Annotated in this window: 14 protein-coding genes and 1 tRNA gene; 4 read left to right on the top strand and 11 right to left on the bottom strand. The window is 71.8% G+C overall.

What is annotated here, in order from left to right; translation table 11 throughout:
- Positions 1–3: 3 nt before the first annotated feature.
- Together CBOVI_RS06345 and CBOVI_RS06340 are read right to left on the bottom strand one after the other, a co-directional pair.
- Positions 4–1,251 carry an amidohydrolase gene (locus CBOVI_RS06345; protein WP_083825967.1) on the bottom strand — a complete coding sequence of 416 codons (1,248 nt, stop codon included), beginning with the start codon at positions 1,249–1,251 and terminating at the stop codon, positions 4–6.
- Positions 1,252–1,305: 54 nt separating this feature from the next.
- Positions 1,306–2,670, bottom strand: coding sequence for a DUF4921 family protein (locus tag CBOVI_RS06340; protein WP_043360480.1), 1,365 nt, complete (start codon positions 2,668–2,670; stop codon positions 1,306–1,308).
- Between the two features lie 41 nt (positions 2,671–2,711).
- On the opposite strand from CBOVI_RS06340, the gene CBOVI_RS06335 reads away from it, so the two are divergent.
- On the top strand, positions 2,712–3,092 hold the full coding sequence (locus CBOVI_RS06335) for a hypothetical protein (RefSeq protein ID WP_029157691.1): 381 nt from the start codon (positions 2,712–2,714) through the stop codon (positions 3,090–3,092).
- A gap of 12 nt (positions 3,093–3,104) precedes the next feature.
- Here the strand turns inward: CBOVI_RS06335 and CBOVI_RS06330 are convergent, their stop codons facing one another.
- From CBOVI_RS06330 to CBOVI_RS06320, 3 genes are read right to left on the bottom strand one after another with little or no spacing between them, the layout of a single operon-like run.
- Positions 3,105–3,875 carry an amino acid ABC transporter ATP-binding protein gene (locus CBOVI_RS06330; protein WP_010264864.1) on the bottom strand — a complete coding sequence of 257 codons (771 nt, stop codon included), beginning with the start codon at positions 3,873–3,875 and terminating at the stop codon, positions 3,105–3,107.
- A complete protein-coding gene (locus CBOVI_RS06325; protein WP_010264868.1) occupies positions 3,872–4,852 on the bottom strand; it encodes an amino acid ABC transporter permease in 981 nt (326 codons plus the stop codon). Before CBOVI_RS06325 ends, CBOVI_RS06330 begins: the two co-directional genes overlap by 4 nt.
- A complete protein-coding gene (locus CBOVI_RS06320) occupies positions 4,852–5,820 on the bottom strand; it encodes an ABC transporter substrate-binding protein (RefSeq protein WP_083825968.1) in 969 nt (322 codons plus the stop codon). The genes CBOVI_RS06325 and CBOVI_RS06320 overlap by 1 nt, the downstream gene beginning before the upstream one ends.
- 183 nt (positions 5,821–6,003) lie before the next feature.
- On the opposite strand from CBOVI_RS06320, the gene CBOVI_RS06315 reads away from it, so the two are divergent.
- On the top strand, positions 6,004–7,251 hold the full coding sequence (locus CBOVI_RS06315; protein WP_010264876.1) for a glutaminase: 1,248 nt from the start codon (positions 6,004–6,006) through the stop codon (positions 7,249–7,251).
- A gap of 34 nt (positions 7,252–7,285) precedes the next feature.
- On the opposite strand, the gene CBOVI_RS06310 is transcribed toward CBOVI_RS06315, so the two are convergent.
- The 3 genes from CBOVI_RS06310 to CBOVI_RS06300 all read right to left on the bottom strand — a co-directional run bounded on the left by CBOVI_RS06310 (position 7,286) and on the right by CBOVI_RS06300 (position 9,902).
- Positions 7,286–8,524: an alpha/beta fold hydrolase gene (locus CBOVI_RS06310; protein WP_010264879.1), complete on the bottom strand. Its 1,239-nt coding sequence runs from the start codon at positions 8,522–8,524 to the stop codon at positions 7,286–7,288.
- Positions 8,525–9,039: 515 nt separating this feature from the next.
- A tRNA-Leu gene (locus CBOVI_RS06305) sits at positions 9,040–9,113 on the bottom strand.
- A 132-nt stretch (positions 9,114–9,245) separates the two neighbouring features.
- Positions 9,246–9,902 (bottom strand): TetR/AcrR family transcriptional regulator, encoded by a 657-nt coding sequence (locus CBOVI_RS06300; RefSeq protein WP_010271809.1) that lies wholly within the window; start codon positions 9,900–9,902, stop codon positions 9,246–9,248.
- Between the two features lie 166 nt (positions 9,903–10,068).
- Here CBOVI_RS06300 and polA point away from each other — a divergent pair, with 166 nt between their 5' ends.
- Positions 10,069–12,804: a DNA polymerase I gene (gene polA / locus CBOVI_RS06295; protein WP_183273621.1), complete on the top strand. Its 2,736-nt coding sequence runs from the start codon at positions 10,069–10,071 to the stop codon at positions 12,802–12,804.
- Between the two features lie 15 nt (positions 12,805–12,819).
- Here the strand turns inward: polA and CBOVI_RS06290 are convergent, their stop codons facing one another.
- Positions 12,820–13,824: a DUF368 domain-containing protein gene (locus CBOVI_RS06290; RefSeq protein WP_010267397.1), complete on the bottom strand. Its 1,005-nt coding sequence runs from the start codon at positions 13,822–13,824 to the stop codon at positions 12,820–12,822.
- A gap of 270 nt (positions 13,825–14,094) precedes the next feature.
- Here CBOVI_RS06290 and rpsA point away from each other — a divergent pair, with 270 nt between their 5' ends.
- A complete protein-coding gene (rpsA, locus tag CBOVI_RS06285; protein ID WP_010267394.1) occupies positions 14,095–15,561 on the top strand; it encodes a 30S ribosomal protein S1 in 1,467 nt (488 codons plus the stop codon).
- Positions 15,562–15,872: 311 nt separating this feature from the next.
- Here the strand turns inward: rpsA and CBOVI_RS06280 are convergent, their stop codons facing one another.
- Together CBOVI_RS06280 and CBOVI_RS06275 are read right to left on the bottom strand one after the other, a co-directional pair.
- A complete protein-coding gene (locus CBOVI_RS06280) occupies positions 15,873–16,823 on the bottom strand; it encodes a MaoC/PaaZ C-terminal domain-containing protein (RefSeq protein WP_050798220.1) in 951 nt (316 codons plus the stop codon).
- Positions 16,824–16,833: 10 nt separating this feature from the next.
- A complete protein-coding gene (locus tag CBOVI_RS06275) occupies positions 16,834–18,165 on the bottom strand; it encodes a 3-oxoacyl-ACP reductase (protein WP_010267390.1) in 1,332 nt (443 codons plus the stop codon).
- Between the last annotated feature and the right edge of the window lie 232 nt (positions 18,166–18,397).

Raw genomic sequence — 18,397 nt, 5'->3', positions numbered from 1 at the left:
GGCTCAGTCCTTCCAGAGGTAGCTGAGCACGCCCGCGATCGCCGCGCGGACCGTCACGTCGATGGTCCCGTCGGCGGGGGCGAAGTTGCCGGAGTGGTTCGTCGGGACATCCTCGGCGACCGAGTCGGACTCCACCGCGCGGTCCCACACCTCCGGGTCGGTCACCGTGACCATCCAGTAGAGGTAGGGCACGTCGAAGTGCCGGGGGATGTCGGGGAAGTCCTCGGACGCCGCCCACCGGGTCGCGTCGACGGAGTTGTCGCCGAAGAGCTCGTCGAAGACCGGGCGGACGTGCTCGTACACCCCGTTGTCGTTGTCGGTGAGCTCGCCGTGGGCCCAGTACTCGATGTCCGCGGGCTTGGGGCAGTCGCTCGCCCGGCACTCGGCCTCGATGACCCGCTCGATCGCCCGGTAGACACGGTCCCGGACCTCGGTGTCGTAGAACCGGCAGTTGAGGACGAGGGTCGCGGTGTCCGGGATGGTGTTGTTCGAGTGCCCGGCGCTGATGGTGCCGACGGACACGACGGCGAACTCCTCGGGCGCGACCTCGCGGCCGACGATGCCCTGGAGCCGCACGACGATCATCGCGGCGAGGTAACCGGGGTCGATGCTGTTCTGCGGCGTCGAGGCGTGCGCCGACCGGCCGTGGAGCGTGACCGTCATCGAGTCGCACGCGGCCATGACCGGGCCCGGTCCGCTGAGGACCTGGCCGGCGCGGCCCGGGACGATGTGCTGGCCGAGGCAGACGTCCGGGGTGGGGATCTTGTCCCCGAGACCGTCCTCGACCATCGCCGACGCGCCGCTCGTCGTCTCCTCCGCCGGCTGGAACAGGGCGATGAAGGTGCCGGACCACGCGTCCTTCCGGGCGTCCATGACCGCGCACAGGCCGAGCAGGGCGGTGGTGTGCATGTCGTGGCCGCAGGCGTGCATGACCCCGTCGACCGTCGAGGGGTGCTCGACGCCCGAGGTCTCCTGGACCGGCAGGGCGTCGAAGTCCGCGCGCATGAGGACCGTCGGACCGTCACCGTTGCGCCACACGGCGGTGATGCCGTGCCCGCCGATCCCGCTGGTGACCTCGCAGTCGAAGCGGTCGAGCCACTCGAGCAGCTGGGCGGCGGTCTTCTCCTCCTCCCCGCTGAGCTCGGGGTGCTCGTGGAGCCAGATGTACGCGTCGTCGAGCCAGTCGAGGTCGACGCCGTGGTCGGTGGCGAATGTGGCGATGTCTGACACAGATGATGTGGAAGTGGTCATGCGGCCGAGTCTACTGCCGATCCGCACCGGGGGCCGGCCGGAGCGGACCGGCGGTCAGCGGATCGCGGGGTTGTAGCGGAGGCTGTTGCGGGGCACCTCGCACTCGTCCCCGAGCCGCACGCCGGGGGCGAGGCGGTCCCGCCGGGCCTCGAGCTCGGCGAGGACGCGGGTCTTGAGGTCCCCCGGGGAGACGGTGTTGAGGTAGATCTTCGTCCCGCCCTCGAAGCCGGCCATGGTGGACACGCGCCACTTGATGACGATGCGCCAGGGCATGGGCACGTCGACGTCGAGCGGCCGGTGGAGCCACTCCTCGTTCGACGGGATGTGCGGCCCGGCGGCGATGTGGCAGGCGTGGACGAGGTCGGAGACCGCGTCGCGCTCCTCGTCGGTCATGAGCCACGGCTCGGTCGTCGCCGAGCGGGAGAACACCTCGAGCGTGGGGTAGCGGTGGCCGAACCCGGCGAACGCCACCGCGTGGTCGTTCTCCGCGAAGACGAGGTTGTTGCGCATCGCGTAGTCGACGGCCCACTCGTTGTACATGTTCGGGTTCGCCCGCACCTGGGCGATCTCCACCTCGTTCTGCAGGCCGTGCTCGTCGATCGCGACGAGCTGCTTGTGGAGGTGCTCGATGCCCGCCCCGGCGGGTTCGAGCCAGTTCTGGAACGCGGCGACGTAGCGGACGTACCGGTTCGCCCGGTAGAGCTGGTCCATGCCGTCGACGGTGAAGCTCATGAACAGCCGGTGGTCGGCCCAGGAGAGGGTGCCGCTGCCCGCGAGCTCGTCGCTCCGGGTCGCCCCGGGCACGTAGTGGTCGCGGGCGATGATGACGTCGTGGCCGCCGGCGAACAGCGCCGCGCCGCGGTCGTGGAGCGTCTGGTGCCGGTGCTCCCCGTCGAAGAGGCCGTCGATCTCCCCGGCGGGGGTCCCGGACGAGGCCATCCGCGCCCGCAGCACCTGCTCGACGTGGTCCTGCCCGGCCGGGTCGGCGAGGTACTCGGCCATGTGCCGGGCCGCGGCGGGGTTCATGCGGTAGCCGTAGTTCACCCGCCAGTAGTCGTAGGTGAGGATCTCGTGGAGGTTGGCGACGCGGCGGAACAGGGGGGTCGTCGCCCGCAGCTCCCCGACGGGCACGCCGCGCAGGACGCGCGGGCGGCCGTCGGAGTCGATGACGAGCCGCGCCTTCTCGGGCGGGGTCTCGAGCATCCGGTCGAGCCCGAACTGGTCGACGGCGTCGCGGTGCGCGTCGTCGACGTCGTGCACGTCGCCGGGGGGTGTCGGGACCGGCTGGCGGGCGCGCCCGGGCACCGTCCACACCTCCGTGCCGGAGAACGGGTTGACCTGTTTGATGGTCCCGTCGGGCAGCGTCGTCAGCGGCGGGACGGGCGCGGGGGAGTACGGCGTGCGTCCAATCACAGTCATCGAGCCTAGCCGCCGTCACCGTCGCGTGCTTTACTGGCCCCATGCCAGTGATCGCGTTCCGTGTCCTCGCCACCCCCGACCAGGAGGAGGTCATTGTCGACGACGTCCGGCGGCTCGTCGCCGCCCTCGGCGACGACCTCGACGCCGACGTCGAGGTGCGGCGTGACCTGCCCGCGGACCCGGAACTGACGGCGGTGTGGGAGGAGCGGTTCGCCGCGGACGTCGAGGGGGAGCCGTCCGTGACGGGGATCGAGCTCACGGTCCGGCGGTACGACCTCGGCTCGGTGAGCGGCCTGACGATGCACGTCGCCGAACTGCTCACCGTCCGCGGCGACCAGCCGGCGGAACCGGTCCTGCGCCACGTGCAGGACGACCCGGGTGCGCCGCGGGTCCCGTGGCACGTCGAGGTCCGCCGGGGCTGACCCCGGGGCCCGTCAGAGCAGGCTGGAGAGGAACTCCCGCGTGCGCGGCTCGGTGGGGTCGTCGACGACCCGGGCCGGCGGGCCGACCTCGACGACCCGGCCGCCGTCCATGAACGCGACGGTGTCGGCCACCTCGCGGGCGAAGCCGATCTCGTGGGTGACGACGAGCATGGTCATGCCGTCGTCCGCGAGTTCCCGCATGACGTCGAGCACGTCACCGACGAGCTCGGGGTCGAGCGCGGAGGTGGGCTCGTCGAACAGCATGAGCTTCGGACGCATCGCGAGGGCGCGGGCGATGGCGACCCGCTGCTGCTGGCCGCCGGACAGCTGCACCGGGTAGGCGTCCGCCTTCGCGGAGAGCCCGACGCGGGCGAGGAGCTCACGGGCGTGGGCCTCGGCGTCCTCCCGGGACTCCCCGGCGACCTGCACGGGGGCCTCGGTGATGTTGCCGAGCACCGTGCGGTGGGGGAAGAGGTTGAAGTTCTGGAACACCATCCCGATGCCGGCCCGCTGCCGGGCGGCCTCCTTCTCGGAGATCTCGTGGAGGCGGCCGTTGCGCTCGGCGTAGCCGATGAGTGTGCCGTCGACCTCGATCCGGCCGGCGTCGACGTGCTCGAGGTGGTTGACGCACCGCAGGAGCGTGGACTTCCCCGAGCCCGACGGGCCGATGAGGCACGTCACGTTGCCCGCCGGCACGTCGAGGTCGATGCCCTTGAGGACGTCGAGGCGGCCGTAGCGCTTCCACACGTCGCGGACGGAGATCATGGGGGTCGGTCCGGTCATCGTCGGGTCTCCTTGTCTGACTGTCCGCCGGGGCTGTCGCTGACGGTGACGTTGCGCGGGGGCACGCCCTCCGCGTCGGCGAGCGTCGCGAGCTGCCGGGAGGTGAGGCTGCGGGAGGAGCCCCGCGCGTAGTAGGCCTCGAGGTAGTGCTGGGCGATCATGAGGACCGAGGTCACGGCGATGTACCACGTCGCGGCGACGAGGAGCAGCGGGATCGGCTCGAACAGACTGTTGGCGATGTCCGTCTGCCGGCCGTTGAGCTCCGCGGCGTAGCCCATCGCGATGACGAGCGACGTCGTCTTCAGCATGCTGATGAGCTCGTTGCCCGTCGGCGGCAGGATGATGCGCATCGCCTGGGGCAGGACCGTCCGGCGCATGTTCTGCCACCAGCTCATGCCCAGCGCCTTCGACGCCTCGGACTGCCCCTCCGGCACCGCCTGGATGCCCGCGCGGACGATCTCCGCCATGTACGCCGACTCGTTGAGCCCGAGGCCGAGGACGGCGAGGGCGAACATGTTCGACAGCACCGTCGTCAGCGAGATCTCGGCGAAGCCCAGGTTGATCGACTGGTAGATGGCCCCGAGCAGCCCCCAGAAGACGAGCTGCACGTAGATCGGGGTGCCCCGGAAGATCCACAGGTAGAGCCAGGACAGCCCGCGCATGACCGGGTTCGGGGACATGCGCAGGACGGCGAGCACCGCCCCGAGGACGACGCCGATGATCATCGCGAGCACGGTCAGCGCGACCGTGTGGAGCGCGGCGACGGCGATGCGGGTGTCGAGGAAGTAGCGGGCGTACGTGTCCCACCCGTAGGCGTCGTTCCGCGCGGCCCCGACGACGAACCACGCCGCGAGGGCGAGCAGGACGACCGCGGCGACCCAGCGGCCCGGGTGGCGGAGGGGGACGACCTCGTTGTCGGCCGGACGTCGCCGGAGACGGCCCCGCGACTGGTGTGAGCTGGTGTCCTGTGGAGACATCAGGTTCCTGCCTTCCTTGGTGCGGTGAAGGGTTCAGCGTTGACCGTGACCCGGTCGAGGGCGCCGTCGGTCAGGCCCCACGGGGCGAGGATCCGCCGGTAGTCGCCGGAGTCGACGAGTGTCTGCAGCGCCGCGGCGAGCGCGGGGCCGAGCGGGGAGTCCTTCGCGACCGCCCACCCGTAGGGGGCGGTGTCGAACACGTCCCCGCGCCGTTCGAGTTTCCCGTCGGACCGGGCGACCGCGTAGTCGACGACCGGGGCGTCGGCGCTCACCGCGTCGGCCCGGCCGAGCAGCGCGGCGATCGCCGCCCCGTCCGACGTGTCGTAGACGAGCTTGCGGATCGCCGGCCGGCCGGCGGCCTCGCAGGCGTCGGACTTCACCCGGACGTCGTCGGTGTCGGAGTACGTGCCCTGCTGGACGGCGACGGTCGCCCCGCACGCGTCGGCGGGGTCGACCGTCACGCCGGGCCGCGACGCCCACGCGATGCCGGACGTGTAGTAGTCCACGAAGTCGAAGGACGTCCGCCGCTCCGGGGTGTCGGTGAAGCCCGACGTCCCGACGTCGACGGTGCCTCCGGTGATCGACGGGAGGATGAGGTTGAAGTCCTGCTGCCGGATGTCGACGTCGAGCCCGAGGAGGGAGGCGGCGGCCCGGATGAGGTCGATCTCGTAGCCGATGATCCGGCCGTCGGAGTCCTTGAACTCGTTCGGGGCGAACGGCGGGTTCGTCGACGCCGTGATCCGGCCCCGGGCGGCGATGTCCGGCGGGACGAGGGCCGCGAGGGCCGGGTCCGTCGCGGGGAGGATCTCGGTCCACCCGGCGGGGTTGCCCTCCTCCCGGTTCGTCACGCACGCCGCGAGACCGACGGCGGTCGCGAGGGCGACGACCGCCGCGACCGGTCGCCGCCAGGCACGGCGCGCCCGGCGCGGCCGTCGGGGACGTCGGCGGAGCGGGTGGGGCGAAAGCATACGGGCAGTATAGAGGTGGGGGTGCGCCCGCACCGCATCCGCCGTGTGCGTCGGTGCCGGCGGCGGCTAGGCTGGCCGGGGCGCGGGAACGGGACCCCCGGACACCCCGGGGCCCGACCCGCCCCGACAGACCCCGACCCCGACGACACGACCCGGCCCGGACCGGGACAGGAGCCCCTCACCGTGAAGACCCCCATCGCCGACTACCTCGACGATCTGCTGGACGACGTCCGTGACCGCGACGCCGGAGCCGTCGCGGACTACATCCCGGACCTCGCCGACGCCCCCACCGACCGGCTGGCGGCCGCGGTGTGCACCATCAACGGTGTCCTCTACACGGCCGGCGACGACGACGTCGAGTTCAGCATGCAGTCGATCTCGAAGGCGTTCACGTACGCGCTCGCCCTCGAGCAGCACGGGCTGGACAAGCTGCTGGAGATCGTCGGCATGGAGCCGTCGGGGGAGGCGTTCAACGAGCTGTCCCTCGACGACGCGACGAAGCGGCCGATGAACCCGATGATCAACGCGGGGGCGATCGCGGTGAACCAGGTCATCGACGGCGAGGAGGCCACCGTCGAGAACCGGACCGAGACCCTGCGCCGGTTCTACTCCCGGCTCGCGGGCCGGGAGCTGCGGATCGACGAGGGGCTCGTCGAGTCCGAGCTGGGGACCTCCGACCGCAACATGGCCATCGCCTACATGCTGCGCAGTTACGGGATCGTCCGGGACTCCGCCCGCGACGCCGTCGAGAGCTACGTGCGGCAGTGCGCGGTCATGGTCACGGTGTCCGACCTCGCGGTCATGGGGGCGACGCTCGCCAACGGCGGGGTGCAGCCGGTCACCGGTGAGCAGATCATCGAGCGCCGGGTCGCGCAGCTCGTCCAGGCCGTCATGTCCTCGGCCGGGATGTACGACGCCGCGGGCCGCTGGATGGCGACCGTCGGCATCCCCGCGAAGTCCGGGGTCTCCGGCGGCCTGCTCGGCACCCTCCCCGGGCAGCTGGGCCTCGCGACGTTCTCCCCGCGGCTCGACGCCCAGGGCAACAGCGAGCGCGGGAAGCTCGTCTTCCAGCGGTTCTCCCACGAGGGCGGGATGCACCTCATGAGTGCGGAGACCTTCGGCGGCGCGCCGGTCCGCGTCGTCAAGGTCGTCGACGACGTGACCGTGTTCGTCCTCCAGGGGAGCATGGACTTCAACGGTGCCGAGGTCTTCCTCCGCACCGCCGAGACGCACGAGTTCCGGACGGACACGGTGCGCATCGACATCCACCGGGTCAACCGGTTCAACCGGATCGCCCGCACGATGACCCTGGAGGGGATGCGACGGATGCGTGAGGACGGGTTGACGGTCCAGCTCCTCGACCCCGAGGGGGTGCTCGAGGACCCGGACCTCGGGGACGGCACCTACCCGGAGATCGTCCGGGAGGACTGACCCGGGGCGGTGCCGTCGGGGCGGGGGGACGCGGTCAGAGGCGGGCGTCCATCCAGTCGATCGCCCGGTCGATGACCTGGTCGCGGACGGTCTCGTTCATCGTCTCGTGCTTGAGGCCGTCCCACTCGACGAACTGCTTGTCCTGCGAGCCGACCGCGTTGAACCAGTTCGTGTCGAACTCGACGGGGACGAGGCCGTCGTTCCGGCCGTGCATGATGAGCGTCGGCCGGGTGTACTCCTTCGCGTTCACCGCCGAGTAGGCGAGGGCGGCGCTGAGCTGGGCGCCCGTGGACAGCGAGATCTGGCGGGCGCTCAGCGGGTCGGTGGCGCTGTCGTCCCGGATGCGCTGGTCGGAGGTCACGCCGTCGTTGAGCAGCCCGGTCGGCGGGAGCGGGAGGAACAGCGGGTTCGGCAGGAAGGTCGTCTGCATCGGCTCCGGCGACGTCGGGGGCAGGAGGGACCGGCGGGGGTCGGTGGAGCCGCGGGCGGCGTCGACCGCACCGTGGAGGTCCTGGCCGAGGACCTTGTCGAGGTGCAGCGGGTCCGTCAGCGGGTCGCCCAGGGCGGCGCTCTCCGGGGAGAGGTTCTCCGCGCGGACGCGCTCGGGCTGGAGGGTGTCCGGGCCGAAGATGTTCATCGGGACGCCGCCGCCGTTGGTGACCGTCATGTCGACCTTGTCGGGCCGCTGCGTCGTGTACATCTGGGTGGCCATCGCGCCCATGGAGTGGCCGAACATGATGACCTTGCCGTCGTTCTCCGCGTGGATCTTGTCGACGAGCTGGTCCATGTCGTCGGTGAGCCAGGCGAAGTTGTCGACGTTGCCGAGGGCGACGTCGTTGAACGGGGCGGCGGACTTGCCGTGGCCGCGGTGGTCGATCCGGTAGACGTTGTAGCCGGCCTGGTTGAGGCGGTACGTGACGTAGTCGTAACGCCCGGAGTGCTCGGCGAGGCCGTGGATGAGGGCGATGCTGCCCTTCGCGTTCGGCACCGTGTTGCGGAACCAGTGGATCTTCGTCCCGTGCGGGTCGCGCGAGGTGAAGTCACCCTCCGTGTAGGTGGCGCCCGGGTAGACCATGCCGCGGATCTGGCCGTCGAACTGGGCCGTGCCGTGGTCGACGACCGCGGCGGAGGCCGGGCCGGCGACGACGGTCCCGGTCGTGGCGACACCGGCGATGGCGAGGGCGGCGACGGCGGCGCGGAGGCCGGCGCGGGTGCCGGGGAGGCGGCGGGACGCGCCGGCTGCCCGGGTGTGAGTGGTCTGTGACGGAATCACGTGTGTTCTCCTCTGTTGTCGGACCGGGTGCCCGTGGGTGGGGCCGGGCCCCGGGTGCCGTGGACGCGCTGACGCCGTGGGAGCGGGTCCCGTGGGGCGTCGCTGTCACGCCGGCGGGCCGCCGGGTGGGGCGTCCGGTCGCGGGAGGACGGGGTCGACTCCCGCGCGGGCCCTGCACTGCAATCACGCATGTGACACTGCGAGACGTCCGGTACGGCACCGGGGTCTGTGACCAGCGTAACGCGTGCGTGGCGCACCGGGGGTGAAGTGGTACGACCTGCCCATTTCCTTCGCGGCTTCGGGGTTCTGCGGCCCGACGGGCCGGCGCGGCGCGGGCTTCACGGGTGGCCTGCACCCGCCGGGCGGGGGAGCGGACGGGGGCGGGGGAGGGACCCCGTCCGGCCCCCGGGCGCCCGGTCCGGGGCGGCGGGGGGCTTGGCCGGTGCAGCCGGCCGTGGACGCGCGACACCCCCGCCCACCGGCGGTCGGGCCGGGGGGACGGGGGTGGGTGGCGGTGCCCCAGGTGAGACTCGAACTCACACTGGACGGGTTTTGAATCCGTTGCCTCTGCCAATTGGGCTACTGGGGCGGTGACGGCGCCGGGGCCGGCGCGCACGGTCGGCGGGGTGCCTCGCGGCACCGCCCCGGTCGCGCGATCGTGAGGAGATGATACGGCAGGCCCGCACCGGCTCAAAAGTCGCCCCTCGCCGGGGCGGGGCCGTCACGCCCCGGTGCGACCCTCGAGGGCGGCCTGGACCATGTCGCCGTAGTAGGTGAGGAACCGCGCGGCCTCCTCCGAGTCGAAGTAGTCGCGGGTGACGAGCCGGCGCATGAGCGACGCACCGACGGCCATCGCGACCGCGCACTCCGCCCGGCCCTGGGCGTCGAGCTGCGCCGGGTCGTCGAGGTTCGGCGCCTCGTCCCGGATCTTCCGCGCGATGAGGTCGACGACCTGCTCCCGGTAGGTCCGGCCGAGCGCCTCGACGATCCCGGCGTTCCCGCCGGCGACGGCGAGCAGGTGCACGAGGGAACTCGAGCTGTCCGGGGCGGAGGTGATCGCCGCCCGGATGATCGCGTGACCGAGCTCCGGCACGGGGACGTCCGCGAGCTCGGCGGCCGCCGCGCTGAAGTCCAGCTGTTCCTCGTACAACTGCTCCTTCGAGCCGAAGTACTTGATGATGAGCGGTGCGCTCACCCCGGCGTCCGCCGCGATCTCCTTGAGGGAGACCTCGTTGTACGGGCGGCCCTCGAACGCCGCCCGGGCGCAGGTGAGGATCGCCCGTCTCGTCGTCCCCGCGCTCCGGCGCCCACCGCTGGACGCGGGGTCGTCGAGCGGTGGGTGGTGCACGGGGTCCTGAGGATCCTTGGACTCGGTCATGCGACTACAGTAGCGCCCACAGTGCGGTCGGAGGGGCCGGGACCGCGGCGTCACGCCCGCCGGCGGGTCCCCGTCGCGCGGGCACCGGGCCGGCGGCCCGCCCCCGCCCGGCCGTCGCACACCAGGTGGCCCCGTCGGGAACGACGAGAACGAGGAGAGACGATCCATGGCACAGTCCGGCGAGACCGAGACCGAGCGCACGTCCCCCGCGGACGACCGGGACGGCACCGCCCCCGACCGCGGCACCCTGCTCCTCCTCGACGGCCACTCGCTGGCCTTCCGGGCGTTCTACGCCCTGCCCGCCGCGAACTTCTCCACGACCGGGGGCCAGCACACGAACGCCGTCTACGGCTTCCTCGGCATGTTCCTCGGGCTCGCGGAGCAGGAGCACCCCACCCACGTCGCCGCGGCGTTCGATATGTCCGGCCCGACGTTCCGCGAGGAGCGGTTCCCGCAGTACAAGGCGCAGCGCCCCGCGGCCCCGCCGGAGTTCGCCGGGCAGGTCGAGCTCATCCAGCAGGCCCTCCGCGCCCTCGGCGTGACGGTCCTGGAGAAGGAGAGCTACGAGGCCGACGACATCATCGCCACGCTCGCCACCCGCGGCGCGGAGGCGGGCATGCGCACCCTCGTGTGCACCGGCGACCGGGACAGCCTCCAGCTCGTCTCCGACGACGTCACCGTCCTCTACACCCTCAAGGGCGTCTCCGAGCTCCACCGGTTCACCCCGGAGGCCGTCGAGGAGAAGTACGGCGTGACCCCCGCGCAGTACCCGGACCTCGCGGCGCTGCGCGGGGACACCTCGGACAACATGCCGGGCGTGCCCGGCGTCGGCCCGAAGACCGCGCAGAAGTGGATCACGACCTACGGCAGCTTCGCCGGGGTCATCGACCACATGGACGACATCGGCGGCAAGGTGGGGCAGAACCTCCGCGACGCCGTCGGGGACGTCACCCTCGCCCGGGACATCACCGAGATGGTCCGGGACCTCGACCTCGGCTGCGGCCTCGACGACCTGCGCCCCGGGGACGTCGACCCGCGCGAGGCCCTCGAGGTGTTCGAGGAGCTCCAGTTCGGGGCGAACCTGCGGAACCGGACCTTCCGCGTGCTCGGGGTGGAGTTCGACGACGCCGCCCCCGTCCCCGTCACGGTCGACGACGTCGACGACGGGCGCCTCGGGGCGTGGCTGGCGACCCACGCCGGGTGGCGGCCCGGCCGGGACGCCGGCGACCCGGCGGTCACCCGCCCGCTCGCGCTCCACGTGACGGGGGACGCCCGGCCGCACGGCGGCCGGGCCGACACCCTGGCGCTCGTCGACCCGGCCGGGGACGACGGTGCCGCGCACGCCGTCGCCGTCGCCCTCGACGACCAGGACCCGGAGGACGAGAAGGCCCTCGCGGCGTGGCTCGCCGACCCGGGGGCGGCGGTGTGGGTGCACGACGCGAAGGCGACGTGGCACCGGCTCAACGGGTCGGGGCTCACGCTCGCCGGCGTCGAGCACGACACCCGGCTCGCCGCCTACCTGCTGCGGCCCGACGTCCGCGGCGGCGGACTCGACGACGTCCTCCAGCGGTACAGCGGCCGGGAGCTGCCGGCCTCCGCCGGGGACGTCGAGTGCGCGCACGCCGTCGTCGAACTCGTCTCGACCCTCGTGGCCCAGCTCGCGGGGATCCGGGCCCTCGAGCTCTACAGCGACCTCGAGGTGCCGCTCGCCCTCGTGCTCGCGCGCATGGAGGCGGCGGGGGTCGACGTCGACGTCGACGCCCTCGTCGCCCTGTCCGAGGACTACGGCGAGCGCATCGAGGCCACCGTCGCGAGCGCCCGGGACATCGCCGGTGCCCCCGACCTCAACCTGTCCAGCCCCAAGCAGCTCCAGAAGGTCCTGTTCGAGGACCTCGGCCTGCCGACGACGAAGAAGACGAAGACCGGGTACTCCACCGCGGCCGGCGAGCTGGAGAAGCTCGCGGCGCAGACCGGGCACCCCTTCCTCGACCAGCTCATGGCGCACCGCGAGTACCAGAAGATGAAGTCGACCGTCGACGGTCTCGTCGAGGCGTGCGGGGACGACGGCCGCATCCACACGACCTTCAACCAGACCGCGGCGGCGACCGGCAGGCTCAGTTCGTCGGACCCCAACCTCCAGAACATCCCCGTCCGGACGGGGGCGGGCCGCCGCATCCGGGGCGCGTTCCGGGTCGGTGAGGGGTACACGACGCTGCTCACCGCCGACTACTCGCAGATCGAGATGCGCGTCATGGCGCACCTGTCCGGCGACGCCGGGCTCATCGAGGCCTACGAGAACGGCGAGGACCTGCACAACTACGTGGGTTCCCGCGTGTTCGACGTGCCCGTCGACGAGGTCACCCCGGAGCTGCGGCGGCGCGTCAAGGCGCTGTCCTACGGCCTCGTCTACGGGCTGTCCGCCTTCGGCCTGTCGCAGCAGCTGTCCATCTCCGCCGGTGAGGCGAAGGGGATCATGGAGAACTACTTCGAGCGCTTCGGCGGGGTGAAGGCGTACCTCGACCACGTCGTCGAGGTCGCCCGCGAGGAGGGGTACACCGAGACGCTCTACGGCCGGCGGCGGTACCTGCCGGAACTGAACTCCGGCAACCGCGTCGCCCGGGACAACGCGGAGCGGGCCGCGCTCAACGCGCCGATCCAGGGGACCGCGGCGGACATCATCAAGCGCGCGATGCTGCGGGTCGACCGGGCGATCACCGAGCGGGGGCTGCGGTCGCGGGTGCTGCTCCAGGTGCACGACGAACTCGTCGTCGAGGTCGCCGGGGACGAGCTCGACGCGATGACGGCGCTGCTCCGGGAGGAGATGGACGGTGCGGCCGACCTGCGGGTCCCGCTCGACGTGTCGACGGGCGCGGGGGAGAACTGGGACCTCGCCGGCCACTGACCCGGCGGGGCCGGGTCAGGCCGCTCGGCGGCGGGAGTACCGGCGCTCGGCGACGACCGTGACGGTGACGACGGCCGCGCCGAGGACGACGAGCCCGACGGCCGTGGGGACGCCGTCGCCGGGGGCGTGGAGGGTGGCGTCGTCGGACTGCCAGGGCCACAGCGCCCGCAGCGAGCCGAGCATGAGCCCGGCCATCGTCACGAGCGTCAGCGTCCGGGCGTGGGTGAGCAACCGCTCCATGAGGCGGACGAAGAGCACGAGGCCGGTGACGGCGCCGAGCCCGAAGACCGCGATGTAGCCGAGGTCGCGGGCGTGCACCGCGCCGAGCGTCGTCCCGTAGAGCCCGAGGGCGTAGAGGAGGAACGAGCCGGAGACGCCGGGCAGGACGAGGGCGCACACGGCGACGGCGGCGGCGACGAAGACGAGCACCGGGTTCGGGTCCGGCTTGTCCGCGGCCGAGAAGCCCGTGGCGACGAACGTCGCGACGGCCGCGACGAGGGCGAGCGGGACGGCCACCGGGGCGCGGGACCGCAGGTCGTCCCGGTCGACCATGAGCAGGGGCACGGCGACGGACGCGGCGACCATGCCGAGGAAGAGGGACCGGGCGGCGAAGGTGTGGTCGGAGACGAAGCTCTCCATGACCCCGGCCATCGTGACGACCATGACCGCCATGCCGACGACCATGGGCACGACGAGCCACCAGTCGACGGACCGGAGGCGGGCCCGGGCGCGGGCCCGGGCGCTGCCGGGACCGGTGGCCGCGGGGTCGTCGCCCGACCGGCGCAGCAGGGCGGGGACGCCGAGGCGGAGGCCGTCGACGAGCCGGTTGGCGGACAGCAGCACGCGCTCGTAGATCCCGAGGACGAGGGCGACCGTGCCGCCGGAGACGCCGGGCACGAGTTCGGCGAGACCGACGAGTCCGCCGCGGACGGCGTTGAGGACGACGCCGGGGACGGTCGGTCGCGGCGGACGCGCCGCCGGGTGGGTGGACGGGGGCGGGGGAGAGTTCTCGGCAGTCACGTGAACCAGGGTAAATCACGGGGGCGTGACGCGCGGTCAGGCGTCGGCCGCGTGTCCTTGCACGTGGTCCGGACCGCGTGTAACGTGCGGAGTGTTATGTGCCTGTCACGGGCACAGACCATGCCACGGCCGGGTCGGCGGGTTCGTGAGCTCTCGGTGGACACCGGTGCCGTTGGAGGTGCGGGTGACACGTGCGGCTCGCACCGTCGGCGGCCGTCGGCACATCCTTGTCCACCACTACTTTCTATCCGTTTCGGAGCACCTAAACATATGCCCACCAACAACGTCCCTCAGGTAGCCGTCAACGACATCGGCTCCGCTGAGGATTTCCTCGCTGCCGTCGACTCCACCATCAAGTACTTCAATGACGGTGACATCGTCGAGGGCACCGTCGTCAAGGTCGACCACGACGAGGTCCTGCTGGACATCGGCTACAAGACCGAGGGCGTCATCCCCTCCCGTGAGCTGTCCATCAAGCACGACGTCGACCCTGACGAGGTTGTCGAGGTTGGCGACGAGATCGACGCGCTGGTCCTCACGAAGGAGGACAAGGAAGGCCGCCTGATCCTGTCCAAGAAGCGCGCCCAGTACGAGCGTGCGTGGGGTGCGATCGAGGAGCTCAAGGAGAAGGACGAGCCGGTCACCGGTACCGTCATCGAGGTCGTCAAGGGTGGTCTCATCCTCGACATCGGTCTCCGCGGCTTCCTGCCCGCCTCGCTCGTCGAGATGCGTCGCGTCCGCGACCTCCAGCCGTACATCGGCCAGGAGATCGAGGCCAAGATCATCGAGCTGGACAAGCACCGCAACAACGTGGTCCTGTCCCGCCGTGCGTGGCTCGAGCAGACCCAGTCCGAGGTCCGCTCCGAGTTCCTGCACCAGCTCCAGAAGGGCCAGGTCCGCAAGGGCGTCGTGTCCTCCATCGTCAACTTCGGCGCCTTCGTCGACCTCGGCGGTGTCGACGGCCTCGTGCACGTCTCCGAGCTGTCCTGGAAGCACATCGACCACCCGTCCGAGGTCGTCACCGTCGGTGACGAGGTCACGGTCGAGGTTCTCGACGTCGACCTGGACCGCGAGCGCGTCTCCCTGTCGCTGAAGGCGACGCAGGAGGATCCGTGGCGGGTCTTCGCCCGGACGCACGCGATCGGTCAGATCGTCCCGGGCAAGGTCACGAAGCTCGTCCCGTTCGGCGCGTTCGTCCGCGTCGAGGAGGGCATCGAGGGCCTCGTGCACATCTCCGAGCTCGCCGAGCGGCACGTGGACGTCCCGGACCAGGTCGTCACCGTCGGCCAGGACGCGATGGTCAAGGTCATCGACATCGACCTCGAGCGTCGCCGGATCTCCCTGTCCCTCAAGCAGGCGGACGAGGACTACACCGAGGAGTTCGACCCCTCGAAGTACGGCATGGCCGACTCCTACGACGAGCAGGGCAACTACATCTTCCCGGAGGGCTTCGACCCCGAGACGAACGAGTGGCTCGAGGGCTTCGACGAGCAGCGTCAGGCCTGGGAGGCCCGCTACGCGGAGGCGGAGCGCCGTCACCGCCTGCACGGCCAGCAGATCGAGCGAAACCGCGCCGCCGCGGCCGAGGCCGCTGCGGTCGGCGAGGGCGGCTACTCCAGCGCCACCGCCGACAGCGCGTCCGGTGAGTCCGAGGTCGCGACCTCCGACGCCGGGTCCCTCGCGTCCGACGAGCAGCTCGCCGCGCTGCGCGAGAAGCTCGCCGGCAACGCCGAGTAGGTCGTCCCCGTCCACCGGCTCCGGCCGGTGACCGCGACCCGCGGGACACACGCCGCCCCGCCCCCACCCGTCCACCGGGTCCGGGGGCGGGGCGGCGTTCTGCTGTGCGGGGGGGGGGAGGGAGCCACGGCGGAGTGATCCGCGGGGGAGGCCGCGTGCTGCGGGGGGGGGAGGAGACACGGCGGCGTGCCGTGCGGGGGAGGCCGGCCGGTACCGACGGGAAACGCCCCCTCACCGCGGTGGGTGAGGGGGCATCCGTCGCCGCCGGCCCGGGGTCGGGCCCGGGCGGTCAGGTCAGCGCAGGGGAGCGGTCACAGGCTCTCGAGCCGCGCGTTCGCGTGGAGCACGGAGAGCTTCGACGCCTTCCGCAGCTGGATCGACCACGCGTCGCCGTCGCGGTGGGCGAAGTACGCCACCGTCGAGGGCAGGGTGATCGGCTTCGCGAACTCGACGGTGTACCGCGCCGCCGTGGGCACGGTCCCCTCGACGCCGCGGAGCAGCGCCGCCGCGGACCACATGCCGTGGGCGATGGTCGTCGGGAACCCGAACGCCTTCGCCCCGAGGGTGGAGACGTGGATCGGGTTCTTGTCGCCGGAGGCGTTCGCGTAGTTCGTGATCTCGGAGCGGTCGACGCGCCACGTCGCCGTCGGCGCGGCCGTCGGCTCCTCCGGGGTCGGCAGGCTGAGGCCGTTCGTCGGCTCGGCCTCCCGCACCGCCGCGGGGGCGGAGGAGGACAGCTTCACACCCTTGCCGAGGAACGCGGAGACCTGGCGCCACACGAGCGTGCCGTCGACCTCGATCTCGGTGACGAGGTCGACGAGCACCCCCTTGCGGTGGCGGCGCAGGTTCTCCGCGTGGACGCGGATGTCGAGCGTGTCATCGACCGTCAGCGGACGGGTCTGCTCGATCGTGTTCGTCAGGTGCACCGTGCCGACGGCCGTGAACGGGAACGCCGGGTGCGTCATGATCTTCAGCGCGAGCGGGAAGGACAGGATGTACGGGAACGTCAGGGGCAGCTCCGAGCCGAAGCGGAGCCCCGTCGCCGACGCGTAGGCCGCGAGCTGGTGGACGTCCACCGTGACGCCGCGGACCTCGTAGCCGACGTCGGGCAGGCCCTTCGCCGACCGCGACGGGCCGACGACGGGGAGGAGGTCCTTGACCGCTGTCGCGTACTCCGACATCAGCGGCGGGACGGCGGACAGCTGCCGGTAGGTGACGCCCGCGGGGGACTCCGGTGCGGAGGAGGTCTGGGTGTCTGTCATCGTCGCCGCCTCACGCACCGAGGAGGCCCTGGCCGCAGACGCGGACGACGTTGCCGCTGACCGCGCCGGAGGCGGTCTGGGCGAAGTACGCGATCGTCTCCGCGACGTCGACGGTCTGGCCGCCCTGCTGGAGGGAGCTCAGGCGACGGCCGACCTCGCGGGGGAAGAACGGCATCGCGTCGGTCATGGCCGTCTCGATGAAGCCCGGGGCCACGGCGTTGACGGTGATGCCGCGGGACGCGAGATCCTCGGAGAAGGTGTCGACGAAGCCGATGACGCCGGCCTTCGTCGTGCCGTAGTTCGTCTGGCCGCGGTTGCCCGCGATGCCGGCGATGGAGGACACGCCGACGACACGGCTGTTGTCGTTGAGCCCGCCGTTGGCCAGCAGGCCCTCGGTGATGCGGACCGGGGCGACGAGGTTGATGTTCTGGACCATGTTCCAGCGCTTGTCGTCCATGTTCGCCAGCAGCTTGTCGCGGGTGACGCCGGCGTTGTGGACGATGATGTCCACCGGGCCGCCGTGGCGCTGCTCCGCGTGCTCCTTGATCTTGTCCGCCGCCGCCGGGTCGGTGACGTCGAGCGGCAGGGCCGTGCCGGCGACCTTGTTCGCGGTCTCGGTGAGGCCCTCGCCGGCCTGCGGGACGTCGATGCAGATGACCTTCGCGCCGTCACGGCCGAGGACCTCGGCGATGGTCGCGCCGATGCCGCGGGCGGCACCGGTCACGACGGCGATCTTGCCCTCGAGCGGGCGGTCCCAGTCGGACGGGGTCTCGCCGGAGCCCTCGCCGACGCGGATGACCTGGCCGTCGACGAACGCGGACTTGCCGGAGAGGAGGAAGCGCAGCGTCGACTCCACACCCGTCAGGTCGGAGGACACACCGGGGGCGACGTAGACCAGCTGGGCGGTCGCGCCACGGCGCAGCTCCTTGCCGACGGAGCGGGTGAAGCCCTCGAGCGCGCGCTGGGCGATGTGCTCGTCGGCGTCCTCGACGAGCTCCGGCGTCGTGCCGATGACGACGACCCGGCCGGAGGGGCGGATCGAGCGCATCTGCGGGTTGAAGAAGTCGAACAGCTGGTGCAGGTCCTCCGGGCGGGTGATGCCGGTGGCGTCGAAGACGAGGGCGGCCTTCTTCGTGTCGGTCGCGGCGTCGACGAACTGGTAGTCCCCGCTGAGCAGGTCCTTCACCCCGCCGAGGCGACCCTCGCCACCGAAGGCGACCGGGCCGTCGAGGGCGGGCTCACCCTTGACGTAGCGACGGAGCGGCTCGCCCTGCGGGACGCCGAGCTTGGCGGCGAGCCCCGAGTTGATGAACGTGTCGAACAGGGTCTTGTTGGAAGACAACGTGCTGATCTCCTTGAGTTGTGGTGCCGGTCGGCCCGCCGGACGTGCGGTCCGGGGCTGGCCGGGCGATGTAGTCCTCTGACTCAGGTTATGCCAGAACCCGTCGGCGGGGGACGCCGACAATGTATGTTCTCATGTGTAACCCTACGTGTACGGACCGTCCCCGTCAGCCGAACGCCGCACCGGGGACCGGTGCCGTACCCGCCCCCGGGTGTGACAGAGGTCTCCGTGA

Source organism: Corynebacterium bovis DSM 20582 = CIP 54.80 (assembly GCF_030408615.1).
GTDB classification, from domain to species: Bacteria; Actinomycetota; Actinomycetes; order Mycobacteriales; family Mycobacteriaceae; genus Corynebacterium; species Corynebacterium bovis.
The sequence above is the reverse complement of the archived record's forward strand: the minus strand, read 5'-3'. Positions and strand labels throughout refer to the sequence as shown.